Raw genomic sequence first — 19,779 nt, 5'->3', positions numbered from 1 at the left:
TCTAAGGCTGACTTACGGAAGATTGGAGTTCTGTAAACCAAAATCCTTCCTTCAAACTATACGACGAAAACCAAAGCTCCTTTATCTCCAATTCCCGAAGCACTTTCTCCACTAAAAAAGTAGCATAAGGGAATATACTTGCCCTGAACGCCTTCATTCCTGGATAATCCACTCGATCTTCATAGGGCAAAGCATCTAAAGTTGTCTTATGCTGTAAAAACACGTCAACATCGATTTCACAAGAGGCCGGAGCTCCACCAGGCCTATTCTCTAATTCCAAAATAGTTTCGAAAGCCCCCGCAGCTCCGATCAAAACGCTGGGTTTTGCCTCGCGACAAGCTTCCAAAAGCGAAATCATTTCCTTCGAAACATACGCATCTAAACCTCCTACAACAGAGAGATTAAACTCATTATCTACCGAAAAAAGCGATTTCAACCGTAATCCCCCTATTTCTAAACTCACTCGATATAATACCTGTTCACCTTTAAATAAGATAAACTCCACACTTCCCCCGCCTATATCCATCACCAAACTTGTTTTCTCCCAACGTTCGGGCAAGGAATTTCGTATGCCGGCATAAATATATTCTGCTTCTTGAATTCCATCAATAATACGAATATGGATCCCTAATTCACTAAAGACACGCTCCTGAAATTCTTTAGTATTAGAGGCTCGGCGTAGAATACTCGTCCCGATGGCATAAAAATCACGTAAATCCCCACCTTTGGCGAGAAAAACCTGCTTAAATTCAGCTAGACAGGCGATTGCCCGATCCATCGCATCAGCTTGCAAAGTCACTTCTTCCATCGCCCCCATCCCTAAACCGACCGGTCGTTGCAAGTGCTCCTCCACCTGAAAGGCAGCCAAGGGAGAAATCAATAATTGAAAAGTGTTCGTACCGAGGTCCGCAATGGCGCAGATTTTTGACATTATCAGATGTTTGGAACAAAATTAAGCCGAAAAGGCGTTCAAGAATAAATAATATTCTTTATTTTAGTGAAAATGTATCCAAAAAAATGCTAGATCCCGAATTCGACGAGAACAAAGAAGACATTCAATCTTCCGTTCAACGGTACGAGAACATGATTAATCAGCAAGAAAACGCGTTTTTCGATGCAGAAACTTTGGAACAAATCGCAGAACACTACTTCGTGCAGTCGCGTTTTGATCAAGCCTTAGAAGCGGTGGATTTAGGCCTCAGCCATTACAGCTATTCGCTGGAATTAATTACCCTGAAAGCGCAAATTTTAGGCGAAATGCAGAAGCCAGAAGAGGCAATGGAATTAATTGAAAATGCCATTTTACTCTTCCCCAATGACATCGAATTAACGCTCGTAAAAGGTTATTTACTCAGCCAGTTAGGGCAACACGAAGAATCCATACAACTTTTTCTAGCTTCTTTAGACCGAACTGAAGAAAAAGACGAGGTCTATTTTCGCATCGGCCTAAGCTACCAAGCCTGGGGCAAACCTCGTGAGGCGGTAGATATGCTGAAGAAATGTTTAGAACTCAATTCAGAAAATGAAAATGCGCTAGTGGAACTGGCTAATTGTCTAGATGAAATCGGGAAAATCGAGGAAAGTATCCCCTATTACAAGCAATTCATCGACGCAGATCCCTTTTCATTTACAGCCTGGTACAATTTAGGTATTGCTTATTCGAAGCTAAAGCAGTTTGAAAAAGCGATTGATGCCTACGAATATTCCCTGGCCATTGAACCTACCTTTGGGTCCTCCTTATTCAATCTAGGGAATACCTACATGAATATTCAGGAGTATGCGAAGGCGGAAGAATCTTATCAGCTTTGTTTAAAATACGATGATCCGAATCCGGAACTTTATTGCTGTTTAGGCGCTAGTATTGAGCGTCAACGTCGTTTTGACGAGGCTTTAACTCACTACAAAGAGGCGATTAAGGTCGACCCTCTTTGGGATGAAGGCTATTATGGTCTAGCCGTTTGCTTGACCGAATTGGACAAATGGTTTGAGGCCTTGCATTTTCTGAAGAAAGCACTGAAATTAAATGATACGAATCCTCTGTATTGGACAGGTTTAGCGGACGTAGAGGCCTACCTAGGCAATCCGGTTTCTTCTGATGAGGCATATGCCAAATCCGTAGATCTAGACTCCTTCTTCGCTCCCACTTGGGTGAAATGGGCACAATTGCACTATGATTTGAATGACTTCGAGAAGTGTGCCGAAATAATGCTTTCCGCCATCGATGAACTGCCAGAAGAAGCAGATTTATATTACCGCGCGGCGATCTTCTTAATTAAAGCAGGTCAATTCAAGGAAGCCTTTCATTTTTTAGAATCTGGTCTCCTTTTAGACTATGATAAACACGAAATTATTTTCGAGTATTTCCCAAACATGGAAACACAAAAGGCGATTTACAAGTTAATCCAGCAATACAAGAAATAATTTTTGCCGTTCATCATTTTATCAGCATCACCGATTTAATTAATTTTTAATTTTCTATTCTAAAAACAAAATACCCCTATGAAGAAAATTATTCTATCGGGTTTACTACTTTGTCTTTTGCAACCTGCATTAGCTCAGCCTAAACCCACTCCAACCACACAAAAGGCATCTGCTAGCCTTCCCATACCTGAAAAGGTAACGGAAGCGGAAGGAATTACGGAATACAAATTAGCCAATGGCTTAAAAGTATTATTATTTCCAGACCCATCGAAGCAAACCATTACCGTTAACATCACCTATTTAGTAGGTTCTCGTCATGAGGGCTATGGTGAAACAGGTATGTCCCACTTGTTAGAGCACATGGTGTTCAAGGGTACAAAAGAAAAACACAAAGAAGTAGCGAAAGAAATCTCTGATCATGGTGCTCAATTCAATGGAACTACTTGGTTAGACCGCACGAACTACTTCGAAACATTCGCCTCAACGGATGAAAATCTAGATTGGGCTTTAGATATGGAGGCTGATCGCATGATCAACTCTCGTATTGCGAAGAGCGAATTAGAGACCGAAATGACGGTAGTTCGCAACGAATTCGAGCGTGGAGAAAACGATCCAGGTAGTGTCTTAATGGAGCGTATCGTTTCTACCGCTTTCTTATGGCATAACTATGGCAACTCCACTATCGGTGCGCGTTCTGATATCGAAAAAGTGCCTATCGAGAACTTACAAGCTTATTATCGTAAATACTACCAGCCAGATAACGCGGTTTTGTTAGTGGCAGGTAAGTTTGACCCAATCAAAACATTAAAGTTAGTTAACGAGAAATTTGGCATTATTCCACGTCCTGAGCGTGTTTTAACGCCTACTTTCACGGCTGAACCTACGCAGGATGGAGAAAGAGAAGTGTCTCTTCGTCGCGTGGGTGATGTGCAAGTAGTAGGTATGGCCTACCATATTCCTTCTGGCTTACACCCGGATTATGTGGCGGTAGATGTGATGGCTGATTTATTGACAGATGCACCATCAGGACGTTTATACAAGGCGTTAATTGACACGAAGAAGGCAAGTAGCCAGTTTGGATTCTCCTTCCAATTAAAAGAGCCAGGATTAATTTATTTCGGCGCGGAAGTTTTAAAAGAGAAATCTGTGGACTCTGTTCGTCAGATTATGTTTAATACTATTGAGAATTTTGCCAAAACTCCTCCAACTAAGGAAGAAGTCGATCGCATCAAAACGAAGGGCATCAAGAATATCGAGTTATTACTAAATAACGCACAACGTGTGGGCGTAGGTTTATCAGAATACATCGCTCAAGGCGATTGGCGTTTATTATTCCACACACGTAATCAATTAGAGAAAATAACTCCTGAGGATATTCAGCGTGTGGCAGCAGCTTACTTCAAATCTTCTAACAGAACATCTGGAACTTTCTATCCTACCGAAAAACCAGAACGCGCAGAGATTCCTGAGGCGAAAGACGTAGCTACGATTTTAAAAGACTTCAAGCCAAAGGCAGCAGTAAGCCAAGGTGAGGCTTTTGATCCATCTCCAGCTAACATTGATGCACGCACGAAGACGGAGAAAATCGGTGGAGTTCAATTAGCGCTATTAGCTAAGAAAACTCGTGGTAATTCAGTTTATGCGCGTATGACTTTACGTTTTGGTGATGAAAAATCATTAATGGGAACAGTGACAGCGGCTGACTTAGCAGCTGATATGTTAACAAAAGGTACAGCGAAACACACACGTCAACAATTCCAAGACGAATTAGACAAGTTAAAAGCGCGTGTAAGTATTTCTGGAGGTGCTACTCAAGCCAACGTTTCTATCGAGACGACTCGCGAGAATTTAATCCCGGCTATGAAATTAGTAGCTGAAGCATTAAAGCAACCCGTTTTCCCAGCAGCTGAATTTGAGAAATTAAAGCAAGAGAACTTAACCGCTATTGAAGGCCAAAAAAGTGAGCCACAAGCAAAAGGTTCAGAAGCTTTAGGTCAATTAAGAGCGGGTCACTATGATAAGAAAGACGTTCGTTACCAACCTACGATGGCGGAGCAAATCGCTAATTATGGTGCGGTTAAATTAGAAGAGTCTGTTAATTTCTACAAGAACTTCTATGGCGCATCTAATGCAACATTCTCTGCAGTAGGTGATTTTGATGAAAAAGAATTGAAAGATGTAATTACAGCAGAATTTGCTAACTGGAAGTCTCCTAAGCCTTACAAACGCGTTCAGGATGTATTCAAAGAGACGGGAGGAAAAGCGATCTCCATCGAAACGCCGGATAAAGCAAATGCGTTCTTCTTAGCTTATCAACCGTTAAAAATTTCTGATAGCGACCCTAACTATGCTGCCTTAGAATTATCTAACTACATGTTAGGTGGTGGTAGTGGTTTAAGCTCCCGTTTAATGAACCGTATCCGTCAAAAAGACGGTTTATCTTACGGTGTAGGTTCACAATTCGTGGCTAGTCCTTTAGACCAAAGCGGCGCGTTTATCGGCTATGCGATCTATGCACCAGAGAACTTAGCGAAGCTTGAATCTGCTTTCAAAGAAGAAATTGAAAAAGTATTGAAAGAGGGTTTCACTCAGAAAGAAATCGACGAAGCGAAGAAATCTTGGCTACAATCTCGTCAAGTGACGCGTTCTCAAGATAATGCATTAGTGGGAAGCTTGAACAGCAACTTGTTCTTAGGCCGTAACATGAAATGGTCTGAAGAATTAGAGAACAAAGTGAAGAGCTTAACCCCAGCACAAATTCAAGAAGCAACTCAAAAATCAATCGACTTATTGAAGATGTCCTTCATTAAAGCGGGTGACTATGAAGGTGCTGCGAAGAAAATGGCTGAGAAAGCCAAAAATAGTACGTCAGAATCAGGAGCGATGGGCGGCGCGCCTAAGCAATAATCCTCACTGAAAGGATATAAAAAAAGGGAGCTCCTGATGGAAGCTCCCTTTTTTATGGTATTAATATTAACAAAACTCGTCAAATACACCTTCTAAATGTCCAGCAATCATATCTGCTGAACGACCTTCAATGTGGTGACGCTCTACGAAATGAACTAACTCGCCATCTTTGAACAAAGCAATCGATGGAGATGAAGGAGGGTAAGGTAAAGTATACTCACGTGCTTTTTGAACTGCTTCTGGATCTACACCCGCGAAAACCGTCACTAATTGATTAGGCTTCTTAGCTGATGAAGCTACTGCGTGTTTTACACCTGGACGAGCTGTAGAAGCTGAACATCCACAAACTGAGTTAAAAAATACCAAGGTAGTACCTGGCTTAGCCATCACGTCTTCCACTTCTGAAGCTAACTTCAATTCTTGGAAACCTCCGGCAACGATATCCATCCGCATAGGATGTACTAAATGTTCTGGATACATATATTTTTATATTAGATTTTAAATTAAACGCAATTACATAAAACCAAGTTCCAATTTGGCCACTTCAGACATCATATCCTGCTCGTAAGGAGGATCAAATGTTAATTCTACTGAGACTTCCGCAATACCTTCTATCTCTCTCACTGCTTTTTCAATATCCACCGGAATACTCTCTGCAGATGGGCAAGAGGGTGAAGTTAGAGTCATTAAGATATACACGTTATTGACCGGAAAAATCTTGATTTCATAGATTAATCCGAGCTCGTATACATCCACTGGGATTTCTGGATCATAGACGGTTTTGATCGCCTTGATCACTTTTTCCTTTAATTCTACCTCATTCATTTGACTTGAATTTTCCATACTAAATAATCGCTTAAGAGAAGGCCAACGCATAATGTTGCATTTGTTTTACCATGGAAACTAATCCGTTTGATCTGGTTTGGGCCAAATGCTGGCTCATACCAATTTGCTCGATAAAGTATAAATCCGCGGCTAAAATCTCCGCTGGCGTGTGATTCGACAAAACCCGAATCAACATCGATATCATTCCTTTCACAATAATGGCCTCAGAATCCGCCTGAAAAACGACTAAATCGCCTTGCTTTTCGGCGTGTAACCAAACACGGCTTTGGCAGCCTTTAATCACATTTTCCTCCGTTTTAAAGGCATCTGACATAGGCGCTAACTTCTTACCTAGGTCAATTAAATATTCGTATTTATCCGCCCAATCTTCAAAAAGACCGAACTCTTCAATTAATTCCTCTTGTATTTCATTAATCGACTTTCCCATTATCCTAACATCTGTAAGGTTTTCTCTAAACAAAGTACAAAACGATCGATCTCCTCGAACGTATTGTAGAAAGCAAAGGAGGCACGGCACGTACCCACTAACTCGTAGCGCTGCATCAATGGCTGCGCACAGTGATGTCCGGTACGAATCGCAATGCCAAATTTATCTAATAACACCCCAATATCTTGCGGGTGAACTCCGTCAATCACAAATGAAATAACGGCGATCTTTTCAGGAGCTGTACCCACGATACGTAAACCAGGAATCAATTGCAATTTTTGTGTAGCATAGGCTAAAAGCGCCTCTTCTTGCGCGGCTAAAGCTTCCGAAGGGATAGCCTGAACATAGTCCAAAGCAGCCCCAAATGCGATTACATCTGCAATATTAGGCGTTCCTGCCTCAAATTTATAAGGTAATTCGTTGTAGGTCGTACCCGAAAAACTCACCTCTTTAATCATCTCTCCTCCTCCTTGGTAAGGCGGCATCGACTCTAATAAATCACGCTTCCCGTACAATACTCCCACGCCCGTAGGCCCAAAAAGTTTGTGCGCAGAAAACACAAAGAAATCCATATCCAAGGCTTGCACATCTACGGCTAAATGCGCCACAGATTGGGCCCCATCAATTAATACCTTAGCCCCTACTTCATGTGCCAAAGAAATAATCTCAACAATGGGATTAATCGTCCCAATCGCGTTAGAAACGTGATTGACTGCGACTAATTTGACTTTGGGATTCAATAAAGCTTTATAAGCTTCGATATCTAAAACACCGGCATCACTCACAGGAATCACCTTGATCTCTGCTCCTTTTTCCTCCGCAATCATCTGCCAAGGCACGATGTTCGAGTGGTGTTCCAGGTTAGAAACGATGATTTGATCTCCTTTACCGACGTTTGCGCGTCCAAAAGTTTGGGCCACTAAATTAATCCCTGCTGTCGTCCCCGAAGTGAATATGATCTGATCTGTGGAAGGAGCATTCAAAAAGGCCGCTAGCTTTTTTCTAGTCAACTCATAAGCGGTTGTCGCACGTTCCGCCAAGGTGTGAATACCTCGGTGAATATTCGCATTATCCTGCTCATAATAAGCTGAAAGCGCGTCAATGACAGCTTTCGGCTTTTGAGTGGTCGCTGCATTATCAAAATAAATCAATGGAGCCTTGTTCACCTGCTGATGTAAAACAGGGAAATCCGCTCTAATTTGATCTATATTCAATGTTTCCGTCATGATTAAATCGCTAAGGAAGTCTGGATTTTTGAAATAATTTTATCTGTCAAACGCAACTTCGTTTCCTCGTGTGTTACGCGATCGATTACCTCTTGAACAAAAGCGAGTAACAATAAAGTTCGCGCATTCGCTAAAGAAATACCTCTTGAACGTAAATAGAATAAAGCTTCTTGATTCAATTGACCTGTTGTTGTTCCATGTGAACATTTCACATCATCCGCCCAAATCTCTAATTGAGGCTTCGTGTTCATCGTAGCTCGAGTGGACGCAAGGACGTTTTTGCAACTTTGGAAAGCATTGGTCTTTTGCGCATCTGGACGCACAAAAATTTTACCATTGAACACTCCAGTCGCGTTTCCTAGTAACACGCCTTTGTACAATTCATGCGATTCGGAGTTCGGTTTGCGGTGATCTACCACCGTGTGAGAATCCATTAATTGATCTTCTCCTGGCACGTACAGGCCATTCAGATTCGAAACCACATTTTCGCCATCGCTGTAGAAATGCAGATTATTACGTAAATAAGCCGCATTCAGGGAGAATGTAAACAAATCAACCTGACTATTCGAAAGCTGAGTGATAAACGTATGATCGATGTGGGTCGTGTTTTGGGCCAAATCTTGCTCCTTCACATAGGTCAAATTCGCCTTCTCACTCACATATATTTCTTGTACAAAATTGGACAAAACCTCCGCAGAACCCGCTATTGTAAAGGCACGCTCGATTAAGGTTAAGGAAGCATCTGGTTCTAGATAGACGATTAAACGACTTTGAACCGCTGAGGCTTTTGCCACCGATAAAATATAATCGTGTGTAATTGCCTGATCAACTGAAACACCTGCTTTTACCCATAAAACCTGCGTATTTAGGGTAAGCGCTATGTTTAAATCGTACAATGAGTTCTGATCTAAAATAGGCAAACGTTGCTCCCAAGTAGCTGCAATCGTTGGATTAGCTGCAATGAAAGCATCAAATGAAATGAATTCTACCCCTGCAGGCAATGCACCATGAAAACGAGTGTTCCCATTTTGCGTTTGTAAACTCGCTGAGGAGGTTTCATTTAAAGGAGCGGGAGCCCAATCTAGGTCTTTTTCATTCCACGATTTCAAGGACGCATACTTCCATTCTTCCCACTTGTTGGTAGGAAATCCTTTGGCCTTAAAACGCTCTAAAGCCTCTTTCTGAGCCGACGAAGTTAATTCTGTATACAACATCTTATTCTCCTAAAGCTGAAATGATCCAATCATACCCACGCTCTTCTAATTCAAGCGCTAATTCTTTCCCACCTGATTTCACGATCTTTCCCTTGTACAAAACGTGTACAAAATCCGGTACGATGTAGTCCAAAAGACGTTGGTAGTGAGTCACCACAATCGTCGCGTTATCTGGGGATTTCAATTTATTCACTCCTTCTGCTACGATACGCAAGGCATCGATGTCTAAACCAGAGTCTGTTTCATCTAAAATGGCCAACTTAGGTTCTAAGACCGCCATTTGGAAGATTTCATTTCTTTTCTTCTCTCCACCGGAGAAACCTTCGTTCAAGGCACGAGACAATAAACTTTGGTCTATATTCACATAGCTCATTTTCTCTTTGAACATTTTCAAAAATTGAACAGCGTCCAAAGGCTCTTCGCCACGGTATTTGCGAATTTCGTTCACCGCTGACTTCATAAAGTTCGTTGTAGATACCCCTGGAATCTCCACAGGATATTGAAAAGCAAGGAATAAACCCTCTGCTGCACGTTCTTCCGGAGCTAAATCCAATAAATCTTTACCCAAAAACTCCACGGATCCACCGGTCACTTCGTAATCTTCACGACCCGCTAAAACGGACGCTAAGGTCGATTTACCTGATCCGTTGGGTCCCATAATAGCGTGAACCTCACCGGCTTTGATTTCTAAATTAATCCCCTTCAAGATTTCCTTCTCCCCTATTCTCGCTTGTAAATTCTTTATTGAAAGCATGGTATGTGTTTTTAATCTGCATTTGAAACACAAAATTAAGACCAATGGTTTTGAAAAACTAGACTTTATTTAGATTCACTCTAAATAAAGGTTTTTTTTATCAAAAAAAGGGCTACTTTTGTATCAGATTTTCATCAAAATACGACCATCATGCTTACGATAACGGATTTAGCTGCCAATAGAATTAAGGAATTACGTTCTAAAGAAGGTTTAACGGAGGAATTCAACATCCGCGTGGCTGTAGAAGGAGGCGGTTGCTCTGGCTTAATGTATAATTTAGATTTCGCCGCAGAAGCACAGCCAAACGATATGATTTTCGAAGACAAAGGGGTTAAAGTAATGGTAGACAAGAAATCAATCCTCTACTTGGCTGGCACCGAATTAGATTTCTCAGACGGCTTAAATGGAAAAGGTTTTCAATTTAAAAACCCGAACGCAAGCCGCACCTGTGGTTGTGGCGAAAGTTTCTCTATCTAATAAGAAGCTGCTTCCCGTCTAAAATATAAGGTTTCATGAATTGATACACGTCAAATATGGGCAAACCCATGACCGTGTAAAAAGATCCCTGAATGGACTCTATGCCTACCATTCCTAAGAAATCTTGCACACCATAAGAGCCTGCCTTGTCTAAGCAAGATCCTTCTCGAACATAAAAATCAATTTCCCAGTCTTCGAAAGTCCTGAATTTGACTAAGGCCGAGTCTGCTTTGGTAAACAAACCTTGAGGGGTATGTAACGCAATCCCTGTGACCACTTCGTGTGTTTTTCCAGATAATTGCTGCAACATATAGATTGCTTCCGATTTATCCTGCGGCTTATTCAGAATATCATTTCCAAGTATAACAACCGTATCAGCCGCTAACACTAAGGCATTAGGGGAAATTCGCGCTAATTCATTCGCTTTTCTTTCTGCCAAATGTACCGGCACCTCTTGAGGCCTCATATCAGCAGAAAAGGATTCATCCACATCACTGGGTAAAACTGCAAATTCGAAACCAGCGGAACGTAAGATCTCCTTTCTACGAGGTGAATTAGAAGCTAATATAAAAGGATACTGGAGGGATAAGGATGTCTGCATGTTCAAAAATAGGCCAAAAATTAAAAATATCAGGGTTTTTGAAAAAATAAATTTATTTTCCTTTGTATTTAATGTAATTACATTTAATTTTACGACATCAAATTTTAGTCATGGGTATTTCCGAGGATTTAAAACAGTCAAAATTTCCGTCTGAGGCCGCAAAAGCTGTCGTAAACGCGATTTATACAGGCAACTGGATCGTTCAGCAACAACAGGAATTATTGAAACCTTTTGGACTTACGGTACAACAATATAACGTACTTCGTATTCTTCGTGGACAACAAGGAAACCCAATGACCGTTTTAGCTATCACAGAGCGTATGCTTGACAAAATGTCCAACGCCTCTCGCCTAGTGGATAAATTAGTAGAGAAGAAATTAGTGCTTCGACGCGAATGTCCTCAAGATCGCAGAGCTGTAGATGTATTGATTTTACCAGCTGGACTGGATTTATTAACCCAAGTAGACCAGGTCCAAAATGACTGGGGAAAACATTTCGACGCTTTAGGAGTTAAAAGGCTCGAAGAAATGAACCAAATTTTGGACGAATTTAGAACCGTATTTTCTCACAATTAAACAATAAATTATATGAAATCTGTAAAAGTAGTAATCGCAACGTTGGCATTAGGCCTACTTACTTTCGCTGGTGTAGCTGCACCGAAAGTAGTGAACGTAAACAAGTCAGCTAGTTCAATCGCTTGGTTAGCTAAAAAAGTAACTGGTGAGCACAATGGAACAGTAGGAATCTCTGCTGGCGCTTTAAACATTGATGGCAGCAAATTAATCGGAGGAAATTTCACCATTGATTTGAAAACTATCAAAGCATTGGATATCACGGATCCAGGTTACAACCAAAAATTCATTGGACACATCACTTCAGGTGATTTCTTCGAAATCGAAAAATTCCCAACAGCGTCTTTCGTTATCACTAAAGTGGCTGGCAACCAAGTAACGGGTAATTTAACGATCAAAGGAATTACAAAATCAATCACTTTTCCAGCTGAAATCGCTGTTAAAGGCGGAAAATTGAACGCGAAAGCGAACATCACGATTGATCGTACGGATTTCAATATCAAATACGGATCTAAGAAATTCTTTGATTCAATTGGTGATAAGGCGATTTATGATGATTTCGCTCTTACCGTATCTTTAGTTTCAGAATAATATAAAAAAGGGATTCTAGAAAATGGTCTTTGCCATATTTTCTGCGAATCCCATTTTTTATATTTATTCGATAATCTAATAACTCTATCGCTCTCAATTAAGAAGGAATAGAGTAAAAGAATTCGAATTATTTAATTCGATAAAATTTAAGGCTTATTCGCAGAAAATAAATCGCAGACCATTTTCCAGAGTAAGCCTTAAAATTTATCATTCACCATTTACCATTCACCATTCAACAATATGTCTTTAATCGACTCATTAACGTGGCGCTACGCCACCAAAAGAATGACTGGAAACAAAGTTTCCGCAGAAAAAATGGATGCTTTATTGGAAGCAATCCGCCTATCAGCATCAGGTTTTGGTTTACAGCCATACAAAATTTTGGTTATTGAAAACCCCGAATTAAAAGCTAAAATTCAACCGATCGCCTATGGTCAACCTCAGGCGGTAGAATCGTCACACTTATTAGTTTTTGCAGCTTGGAATGATATCACTGAAGCACAAATCGATGCGTTCATCCAATTAGTGGCTGACACACGTGGTCTTTCGGTAGATATGCTAGGAGATTACCGGGGAGCAATCGCTGGTTCACTTTTAGGTCGTCCAGTAGAAGCAAAAAGAAATTGGGCAGCACGCCAAGCGTATTTAGCGATGGGTACTGCTTTAGCCGCGGCTGGCGAATTACAAATTGATTCCACTCCAATGGAAGGTTTTATTCCAGCTCAATTAGATGAGTTATTAGGATTAGAAGCGATGGGCTTACACTCTGTATTGATGCTTGCCGTAGGTGAGCGCGATGCGGCGAATGACTTTATGGCAACTGCTACTAAGGTTCGTTATGCGAAAGAAGATCTAGTGATCAACTTATAATTTACATCCGCTTAAGAATGTAAAAAGGCTCCTAATTAGGAGCCTTTTTTATTGAATTTCAGCGAGAGAAACGACCGGTTTTAAATCCAATTTTCGTCCCTCTTCTAGAAGCAAATCCCAACCAGAGGCCAATTCATTTCGAATGGTTCCTTCCAGAACGGCTTCTCGCATCGCAATTTTAATCAAGCCAATTTCGCGGCCTGGACCAAGATCGAATACTTGCATGATGATTTCGCCAGAGAAAACAGGTTGAAAATTTCGAAGCGAATCGCTTTCCTCGACTTCTTTTAGTTTTTGCTCAACGGTATCGAAATTACGTAAGTAACGTTTGACTTTATCGCCGTTTTTCGATGTGATATCTGCCCTACATAAGGTCATCAAAGCTTCTAATTCCTCTCCCGCTTCGAATAAAAGACGACGTAAGGCAGAAGCGGTAATTTCTTCTTTCGATAAGGCAATGGGACGTAGATGTAGGCGAACTAGCTTTTGGACTAGCTTCATCTTCTCATTTAGCGGCAATTTCAGGCGTTTGAAGATGTTCGGTACTTGACGTGCCCCCATTTCTTCATGTCCATGAAAAGTCCAGCCTTTACCTTGGGCGAATCGTTTGGTTTGCGGTTTGGCAATATCATGTAAAATCGCAGCCCAGCGCCACCAAAGGTCATCTGTGTTTTCTGCAATATTATCCAGCACCTGTAAAGTATGGTAAAAATTATCTTTGTGCCCCTTGCCATCCTCCGTGTCCACGCCTTTCAGCTTCATAAACTCGGGGAAAATGATGGGGAGAATTTCACAGGCATCAAGCAAAAGAAAACCGTAAGACGGTTTTTTACAGAGAATCATCTTGTTCAATTCATCCGAAATGCGCTCCATCGAAATGATCGATAAGCGATCTTTTTCTGTTTTTAGGGCTTCAAATGTTTCAGGTAAAATGTCAAATCCGAGTTGAGCTGCGAAACGAACCGCACGCATCATCCGAAGTGGATCATCTGAAAAAGTAATGCCGGGGGCTAATGGGGTGCGAATGATTTTGGCCTTTAAATCATCAAGACCATTAAATGGGTCTAATAATTTACCCCAATTCGATTTATTCAATTGAACCGCCATCGCGTTGATGGTAAAATCGCGGCGGTTTTGGTCGTCTTCTAAAGTTCCCTCTTCCACTACAGGCTTACGAGAATCTCGATTGTACGACTCTTTGCGCGCGCCTACAAACTCTAGATCCCAGTCATCGACTTTAATCATCGCCGTGCCAAAATTCTTAAAAACTGACACTGCATGCTCGGGCAAATCAAATTCCTTTGCTACTTCTAGGGCTAAATCAATGCCAGAACCGATGCAAACCACATCGATATCCTTGCAATCTCGACCTAAAATCGCATCCCGCACATAGCCTCCAATGACGTAACTATCCACCCCTAAACGATCAGCTGCTAGGCCAATCTTGGAAAATATCGGATCTGCTACAATCTCCTTCCCTTCTTTCATCTATCCTCTGATTAACTTATAGTCGCCGTGAAGGCCTAATTGCACAATTTTACTCGCCTTCTTCGCGGGTCCCTCTCCTGCTGGATTTTTCAACACATGAGCTACCCCAGCTATAATGGAAGGCGCAATTCCAGCAAAATTCAATGGAGAAGGTTCCCCAGAAAGATTCGCGGAAGTAGAAACAATTCCCCGTTGGTAGCGGTAAATCAATCCTTTACAAAACTCATCTTTGACCAAACGAATAGCAATACTACCGTCTGGTGCTAATAAAGAGGGGGAAACATTTTTTCCTTTGGGATAAATAATCGTCAAAGGATCCTCCGCAAATTCCACTAAATCCCAAGCGAGATCTGGCACCTGTTCCACGTATTCGCTCAATTGCTCGATTTTAGAGATCAATACGATCAAACCTTTAGAGGCAGGCCTATTTTTTAGTTCCAAAATCTTCTCAATGGCTTGCTCATTTCGAACATCACAGCCTAAACCCCAAATCGTGTCGCTGGGATACAACAGCACGCCTCCTGATTTTAAAGTTTGAATTGCCTCGTGGTACATATTTTGCATAATTAGGGCAAAGGTAAGATTAATTTATTCATTTCTGAGCATCAGAGGCAATGTTTAGGCCGAATTTAGCTACCTTTGTTGATTGATAAATTACAGCCATTTAGATGTCAAACATTCAACAAACATTACAGCTAGAACTAGCGAAAGGATTAAAGGCCCTCTTTCAAATCGAAGTGACCGAAATCGTGTTACAAGAGACGAAAAAAGAGTTTGAAGGCGCTTACACCTTAGTTGTTTTCCCATTTACCAAGCAAGCCGGAAAAGCTCCTGCATCCATTGCGACGGATTTAGGGGAATATATGTTAGCGAATTGTTCCATCGTGAAGGCTTATCAAGTTGTTCAAGGGTTTTTAAATTTATCCATTCAAGATTCCGCTTGGTTAGGTTTATTAGCCAGCGTAGCCTCGGATAAAAATCCATTCCAAATTGAATCAAAAGGCGAAAAAGTACTCATCGAATACTCCTCTCCTAACACGAATAAACCCTTACACTTAGGCCATTTACGCAATAACTTTTTAGGTTTTTCTGTAGCACAAATCTTAGCGGCAGGTGGCTATGACGTTGTTAAAACGAACCTAGTGAACGACCGCGGCATACACATCTGCAAATCGATGTTAGCCTACCAGCTTTTTGGCAATCATGAGACACCTGAAACCTCTGGATTAAAAGGCGATCACTTAGTAGGTAAATACTACGTGGCTTTCGATGTAGCTTATAAAGAAGAAATCGCAGCATTAAAGGCCGGAGGTTTAGACGAAGAACAAGCTAAAAAACAAGCCCCTATCCTACTGAAGGCACAAGAAATGCTTTTGAAATGGGAACAAGGTGACGAAGAGGTGATGAACTTGTGGAATACCATGAATGCGTGGGTTTTCGCTGGTTTTGAGAAATCCTACCAAACGATGGGTGTTTCATTCGATAAAATCTACCGCGAATCCAATACCTATTTGTTAGGAAAGCAATTAGTAGACGAAGGATTAGCTGCGGGTGTATTTTTCCAAAAGCCTGACGGATCGGTTTGGATCAATTTAGAGGCCGAGGGACTAGATGAAAAACTGGTGTTACGTAAGGACGGAACTTCCGTTTACATCACCCAAGATATGGGAACAGCCCAGTTAAAATACGAAGATTTCAAAGCAAATCAATCAGTTTATGTGGTGGGTAACGAGCAAGATTACCACTTCGAAGTACTTTTCCATATTCTAAAGAAATTAAACAAACCTTTCTCACAAGGCAATTTCCACCTTTCCTATGGCATGGTTGATTTACCGAGTGGCAAGATGAAGTCTCGCGAAGGAACGGTGGTAGATGCCGATGATTTGATGGCTGAAATGATTCAAACAGCGAAAGATCGCACACTAGAATTAGGGAAAATTGATGGCTTCACAGAAGCGGAGTCAAATGAATTATTCCATAACCTAGGATTAGGAGCCTTAAAGTATTTCTTATTAAAAGTGGAGCCTAAGAAACGCATGTTATTTAATCCAGAAGAATCCATCGACTTCCAAGGTAATACAGGTCCTTTCATTCAATATACACACGCTAGGATTTGCTCGATTTTACGTAAAGGAGGAGAGATTACAGCTGTTTCGACCGATTCCGAATTAGCTGAATCGGAACAAGAATTAATCTATTTATTAGGCGAATACAAGGCGTCTATTGCGCAAGCTGCGGCGAACTTTGCTCCTTCGGTCATCGCGAATTATGCCTATGATTTAGCGAAGACTTTTAATAAGTTCTATAATGAATTGAGTATTCTATCGGAGGAAAATGAGGTGAAGCGGAACATTCGACTTACCTTAGCTGAGCTGACAGGAAAAACAATTCAGCATGCTACGTCGTTATTAGGTATAGTTTCACCTAATCGAATGTAATTTGAAACGTAAATACCTTTACCTCACCTTTTTAATCATCATTATCATGATCGCAAGTTTTATGAAAATCGGATCGTTATTAACGGCTTTGGCCTTACCATTCACTCAAAAAACCGTCTTAAACAGACCAGAAAAAATGGAAAATCCCGCTGCAACTACCAACTTCCATTCCTTCAAAATGAAAGGAATCGATGGAAAAGAGATTGATTTCTCTCAATTCAAAGGAAAGAAAATCATCGTATTAAATACCGCGTCTAAATGCGGATACACACCACAATACGCTGATTGGGAGAAATTCCACAAAGAAAACAAAGACATCGTTATTTTAGGCTTTCCTGCCAATGAATTTGGTGGACAAGAACCAGGGTCTAACGCAGAGATTTCTTCTTTCTGCTCATTAAACTATGGCGTTTCCTTCCAAATGATGGAAAAAGTCGTGGTAAAAGGATCCGAAAAATGTGAATTATACCAATGGCTTTCAGACAAATCGAAGAATGGTTGGAATGAAAAAGAGCCAAGCTGGAACTTCTGCAAATACGTGATCAATGAAAAAGGCGAATTGCAAAACTTCTTTGCTTCAGGTATCAAACCAAATAGTCCAGAATTTTTAGCTGCGATCGGAAAATAAGATGAATAGATGGGTAGACGCGGCAAGACCTAGAACCTTACCGCTGGCGGTTGGTAGTATATTATTAGGTAATTTTCTGGCTTTTGCGTCTGGAAAATTTGATTTCCTAATTGCTCTTCTAGCGACACTCACTACGCTTCTTTTGCAAATCCTGTCGAACTTCGCGAATGACTTAGGCGACTACTCGAATGGAGTCGATAATGCAGACCGCAAAGTGGCTTTAAGAGCCGTTCAAACCGGAAAAATCAGTCAACAAGAGATGAGAACTGCCGTTATAGGGACTGCAGTTCTTTCTTTTGTTTCAGGCATCTCCTTATTATTTTTCGGACTAAAGAATGCCACGCTAGAAGTATGGGGCACTTTTCTGGGTTTAGGTGTAGCCGCCATTGCCGCAGCCATTGCGTATACGGTAGGCAAAAGACCTTATGGCTACATGGGATTAGGAGATATTTCCGTCTTTCTATTTTTCGGTTTAATTGGGACGCTAGGCACCTTTTATTTACAGACTTATCACTTAGATGTAGCCATTTTCCTCCCGGCATCTGGCTGTGGATTATTATCCGTGGCAGTATTGAATTTAAATAATTTACGCGACATCGATAATGATATCAAGACAGGTAAGAATTCAATTCCCGTTCGAATAGGCAAAACCTTTGGTTTTTATTACCAGAAAGCACTTTATATAGCAGCTATCGCCTGCTTTTATGCCTATCCTTTCGTAGCTGGAATAAAAATAGGTGTCAATCAACAGTTACTTATTGTGGGTATATACCCCATTATTGGGTTGTTCCGCGAATTACATTCAGGGATGAACTCGGAACAAATTGATCCCTATTTGAAAAAAACAGCTTTAAGAACGCTTTTTTTGATCATCGTTTTCGGGATCATCCAAATTTTAACAAGCCAGTAATTTCGCTTATTTTTACAAAAAATAAGTTACTATGAAATTCAAAGTGGGCTTTCTTGCCTTCGCCTTATTGGCTTTCCAATTCCCGTTATCAGCGCAAACAGCTGAAATCAATCATTTAGAGATCGGTTTAAACCAAAATAAAACAGGAAATTATGCGGACGCCTTACGCAATTTCAGTTTAGAAATTGAGAAAAACGCTGCTAACCCTAATCCCATTGCGTTTTATAACCGGGGTTTTGCAAAATACAATTTGAAAGATTTTCAAGGAGCGATTTTGGACTTCAATAAAGCCCTGGAATTGAAGCCCAATTACTTCGAGGCGTTTATTGCACGTGGCCAAAGCTTCAGCAAGCAAGACAACCACCCCTTAGCGATTCAAGATTACAACGAAGCGATTCGTTTGAATCCGTTAGAAGGAACGGCCTATTTAAGTAGAGGTATTTCCAAAAACAAATTAGAAAACTACCGTGGAGCCATCACTGATTTCAACAAATCGCTGGAGTTATTGCCCGACTATGCCCCTACCTTAGCCGTGAGAGCAGATAGTAAGTCAAAATTAGGGGAGTATGCTGGCAGCATTGAAGATTACAACAAAGCAATCGAGATAACGCCAAAGCGTACGAATTACCTATCAGGACGCGCCTTTGCGAAGATGAAAATAGCCGACTTCAAAGGCGCAATAGCGGATTTCACTGAGGTATTAAAATTGAGTCCTGAGAAATCAGAGGAGTGGTATTATTCTGGATTATGTAAAGCACAACTGGAAAACTACAGAGGAGAGAATGGAGAAAAAGGGGCCCTTGAGGACTTCAATAAGGCCTTAGAATTAGATCCAGAGAACATTGAAGCGATGTATGGCCGTGGATTCGTCAAAGCCAAATTAGGAGACCAGCGGGCGGCGATGGAAGATTATACCAAGGCAATTGAATTTGGGAATAATGAAAATGCAAAGATTCTCTACACCGCGAAACTAGGTAAAATTCAACTAGATGAAATCCGCAATGGATTAGTTGATCGCACGAAAATGACCGACATGAGTTCAGGAAGAGCGGAAGTGTTTTTCCAACGCGGCTTAGCCAAAGTGAAATCTGGTGACCCTAAAAGCGCGATAGATGATTATAATCGAGCTATTTCCTTCCATCCTACGTATGCAGATGCTTATTTCCAACGTGGTATCGCTAAATCAAGTCTAGGAGACCAACGCAATGCCATTCAAGATTGCAACAATGCCATCGAATTGAATGACAAATTTGCCGAAGCCTATTTCATTCGAGGCATCATCAAGCTGGCCTTAAACGATTCAACAGGTTGCCTGGATTTAAGCAAAGCAGGCGAACTGGGTTACGCAGTAGCCTATAATGTGATTCGAGATTATTGTAACTAAAAAAAGGCCTTCTGAATAGAAGGCC

20 protein-coding genes are annotated in these 19,779 nt (G+C 41.1%); 10 read left to right on the top strand and 10 right to left on the bottom strand.

The window, feature by feature from the left end:
• Position 1: 1 nt before the first annotated feature.
• Positions 2–931 carry a Ppx/GppA phosphatase family protein gene (locus tag EWU21_RS08190; RefSeq protein WP_130896361.1) on the bottom strand — a complete coding sequence of 310 codons (930 nt, stop codon included), beginning with the start codon at positions 929–931 and terminating at the stop codon, positions 2–4.
• An 86-nt stretch (positions 932–1,017) separates the two neighbouring features.
• Between EWU21_RS08190 and EWU21_RS08185 the strand changes: the two genes are divergently transcribed.
• Both EWU21_RS08185 and EWU21_RS11480 read left to right on the top strand, forming a co-directional pair.
• Positions 1,018–2,421, top strand: coding sequence for a tetratricopeptide repeat protein (locus EWU21_RS08185; RefSeq protein WP_130896359.1), 1,404 nt, complete (start codon positions 1,018–1,020; stop codon positions 2,419–2,421).
• A 78-nt stretch (positions 2,422–2,499) separates the two neighbouring features.
• A complete protein-coding gene (locus EWU21_RS11480; protein ID WP_130896357.1) occupies positions 2,500–5,328 on the top strand; it encodes a M16 family metallopeptidase in 2,829 nt (942 codons plus the stop codon).
• A gap of 66 nt (positions 5,329–5,394) precedes the next feature.
• On the opposite strand, the gene EWU21_RS08175 is transcribed toward EWU21_RS11480, so the two are convergent.
• Genes EWU21_RS08175 through sufC form a run of 6 tightly spaced genes read right to left on the bottom strand, consistent with a single transcriptional unit; the run spans position 5,395 to position 9,795 of the window.
• The gene (locus EWU21_RS08175; protein ID WP_130896355.1) at positions 5,395–5,808 is read right to left on the bottom strand and encodes a BrxA/BrxB family bacilliredoxin; all 414 of its coding nucleotides are present in this window, start codon (positions 5,806–5,808) and stop codon (positions 5,395–5,397) included.
• 33 nt (positions 5,809–5,841) lie between these two features.
• The gene (locus EWU21_RS08170) at positions 5,842–6,153 is read right to left on the bottom strand and encodes an iron-sulfur cluster assembly protein (protein ID WP_130896519.1); all 312 of its coding nucleotides are present in this window, start codon (positions 6,151–6,153) and stop codon (positions 5,842–5,844) included.
• A 31-nt stretch (positions 6,154–6,184) separates the two neighbouring features.
• Entirely contained in the window at positions 6,185–6,601 is a 417-nt protein-coding gene (locus EWU21_RS08165) for a SufE family protein (RefSeq protein WP_130896353.1), read from the bottom strand.
• The gene (locus EWU21_RS08160) at positions 6,601–7,827 is read right to left on the bottom strand and encodes a cysteine desulfurase (RefSeq protein ID WP_130896351.1); all 1,227 of its coding nucleotides are present in this window, start codon (positions 7,825–7,827) and stop codon (positions 6,601–6,603) included. Before EWU21_RS08160 ends, EWU21_RS08165 begins: the two co-directional genes overlap by 1 nt.
• A gap of 2 nt (positions 7,828–7,829) precedes the next feature.
• Positions 7,830–9,041 (bottom strand): Fe-S cluster assembly protein SufD, encoded by a 1,212-nt coding sequence (gene sufD / locus EWU21_RS08155; RefSeq protein WP_130896349.1) that lies wholly within the window; start codon positions 9,039–9,041, stop codon positions 7,830–7,832.
• A 1-nt stretch (position 9,042) separates the two neighbouring features.
• A complete protein-coding gene (gene sufC, locus EWU21_RS08150) occupies positions 9,043–9,795 on the bottom strand; it encodes a Fe-S cluster assembly ATPase SufC (RefSeq protein WP_130896347.1) in 753 nt (250 codons plus the stop codon).
• Between the two features lie 150 nt (positions 9,796–9,945).
• On the opposite strand from sufC, the gene EWU21_RS08145 reads away from it, so the two are divergent.
• Complete coding sequence (locus EWU21_RS08145; protein ID WP_130896345.1) at positions 9,946–10,272, top strand: HesB/IscA family protein; 327 nt, start codon at positions 9,946–9,948, stop codon at positions 10,270–10,272.
• Here EWU21_RS08145 and EWU21_RS08140 read toward each other — a convergent pair.
• Entirely contained in the window at positions 10,265–10,873 is a 609-nt protein-coding gene (locus EWU21_RS08140) for a Maf family protein (protein ID WP_130896343.1), read from the bottom strand. The two genes, EWU21_RS08145 and EWU21_RS08140, sit on opposite strands and share 8 nt — an antisense overlap.
• A 110-nt stretch (positions 10,874–10,983) precedes the next feature.
• Between EWU21_RS08140 and EWU21_RS08135 the strand changes: the two genes are divergently transcribed.
• The 3 genes from EWU21_RS08135 (at position 10,984) to EWU21_RS08125 (ending at position 12,906) form a co-directional block, all read left to right on the top strand.
• Positions 10,984–11,448, top strand: coding sequence for a MarR family winged helix-turn-helix transcriptional regulator (locus tag EWU21_RS08135; RefSeq protein ID WP_130896341.1), 465 nt, complete (start codon positions 10,984–10,986; stop codon positions 11,446–11,448).
• A 12-nt stretch (positions 11,449–11,460) separates the two neighbouring features.
• A complete protein-coding gene (locus EWU21_RS08130) occupies positions 11,461–12,036 on the top strand; it encodes a YceI family protein (protein WP_130896339.1) in 576 nt (191 codons plus the stop codon).
• Between the two features lie 240 nt (positions 12,037–12,276).
• Positions 12,277–12,906, top strand: a complete 630-nt coding sequence (locus EWU21_RS08125; protein WP_130896337.1) for an NAD(P)H-dependent oxidoreductase — start codon at positions 12,277–12,279, stop codon at positions 12,904–12,906.
• 48 nt (positions 12,907–12,954) lie between these two features.
• Here the strand turns inward: EWU21_RS08125 and EWU21_RS08120 are convergent, their stop codons facing one another.
• Entirely contained in the window at positions 12,955–14,394 is a 1,440-nt protein-coding gene (locus EWU21_RS08120) for a CCA tRNA nucleotidyltransferase (protein WP_130896335.1), read from the bottom strand.
• A complete protein-coding gene (locus EWU21_RS08115) occupies positions 14,395–14,949 on the bottom strand; it encodes an L-threonylcarbamoyladenylate synthase (RefSeq protein ID WP_201738100.1) in 555 nt (184 codons plus the stop codon).
• Positions 14,950–15,062: 113 nt separating this feature from the next.
• On the opposite strand from EWU21_RS08115, the gene argS reads away from it, so the two are divergent.
• Genes argS through EWU21_RS08095 form a run of 4 tightly spaced genes read left to right on the top strand, consistent with a single transcriptional unit; the run spans position 15,063 to position 19,754 of the window.
• On the top strand, positions 15,063–16,832 hold the full coding sequence (argS, locus tag EWU21_RS08110) for an arginine--tRNA ligase (protein ID WP_130896331.1): 1,770 nt from the start codon (positions 15,063–15,065) through the stop codon (positions 16,830–16,832).
• A gap of 46 nt (positions 16,833–16,878) precedes the next feature.
• Entirely contained in the window at positions 16,879–17,460 is a 582-nt protein-coding gene (locus EWU21_RS08105) for a glutathione peroxidase (protein WP_236633202.1), read from the top strand.
• A gap of 1 nt (position 17,461) precedes the next feature.
• A complete protein-coding gene (gene menA, locus EWU21_RS08100; RefSeq protein ID WP_130896330.1) occupies positions 17,462–18,370 on the top strand; it encodes a 1,4-dihydroxy-2-naphthoate octaprenyltransferase in 909 nt (302 codons plus the stop codon).
• 31 nt (positions 18,371–18,401) lie between these two features.
• Complete coding sequence (locus EWU21_RS08095) at positions 18,402–19,754, top strand: tetratricopeptide repeat protein (protein WP_130896328.1); 1,353 nt, start codon at positions 18,402–18,404, stop codon at positions 19,752–19,754.
• Positions 19,755–19,779: the final 25 nt, after the last annotated feature.

It is taken from the genome of Aquirufa antheringensis (assembly GCF_004307425.1).
GTDB lineage: Bacteria > Bacteroidota > Bacteroidia > Cytophagales > Spirosomataceae > Aquirufa > Aquirufa antheringensis.
The sequence above is the reverse complement of the archived record's forward strand: the minus strand, read 5'-3'. Positions and strand labels throughout refer to the sequence as shown.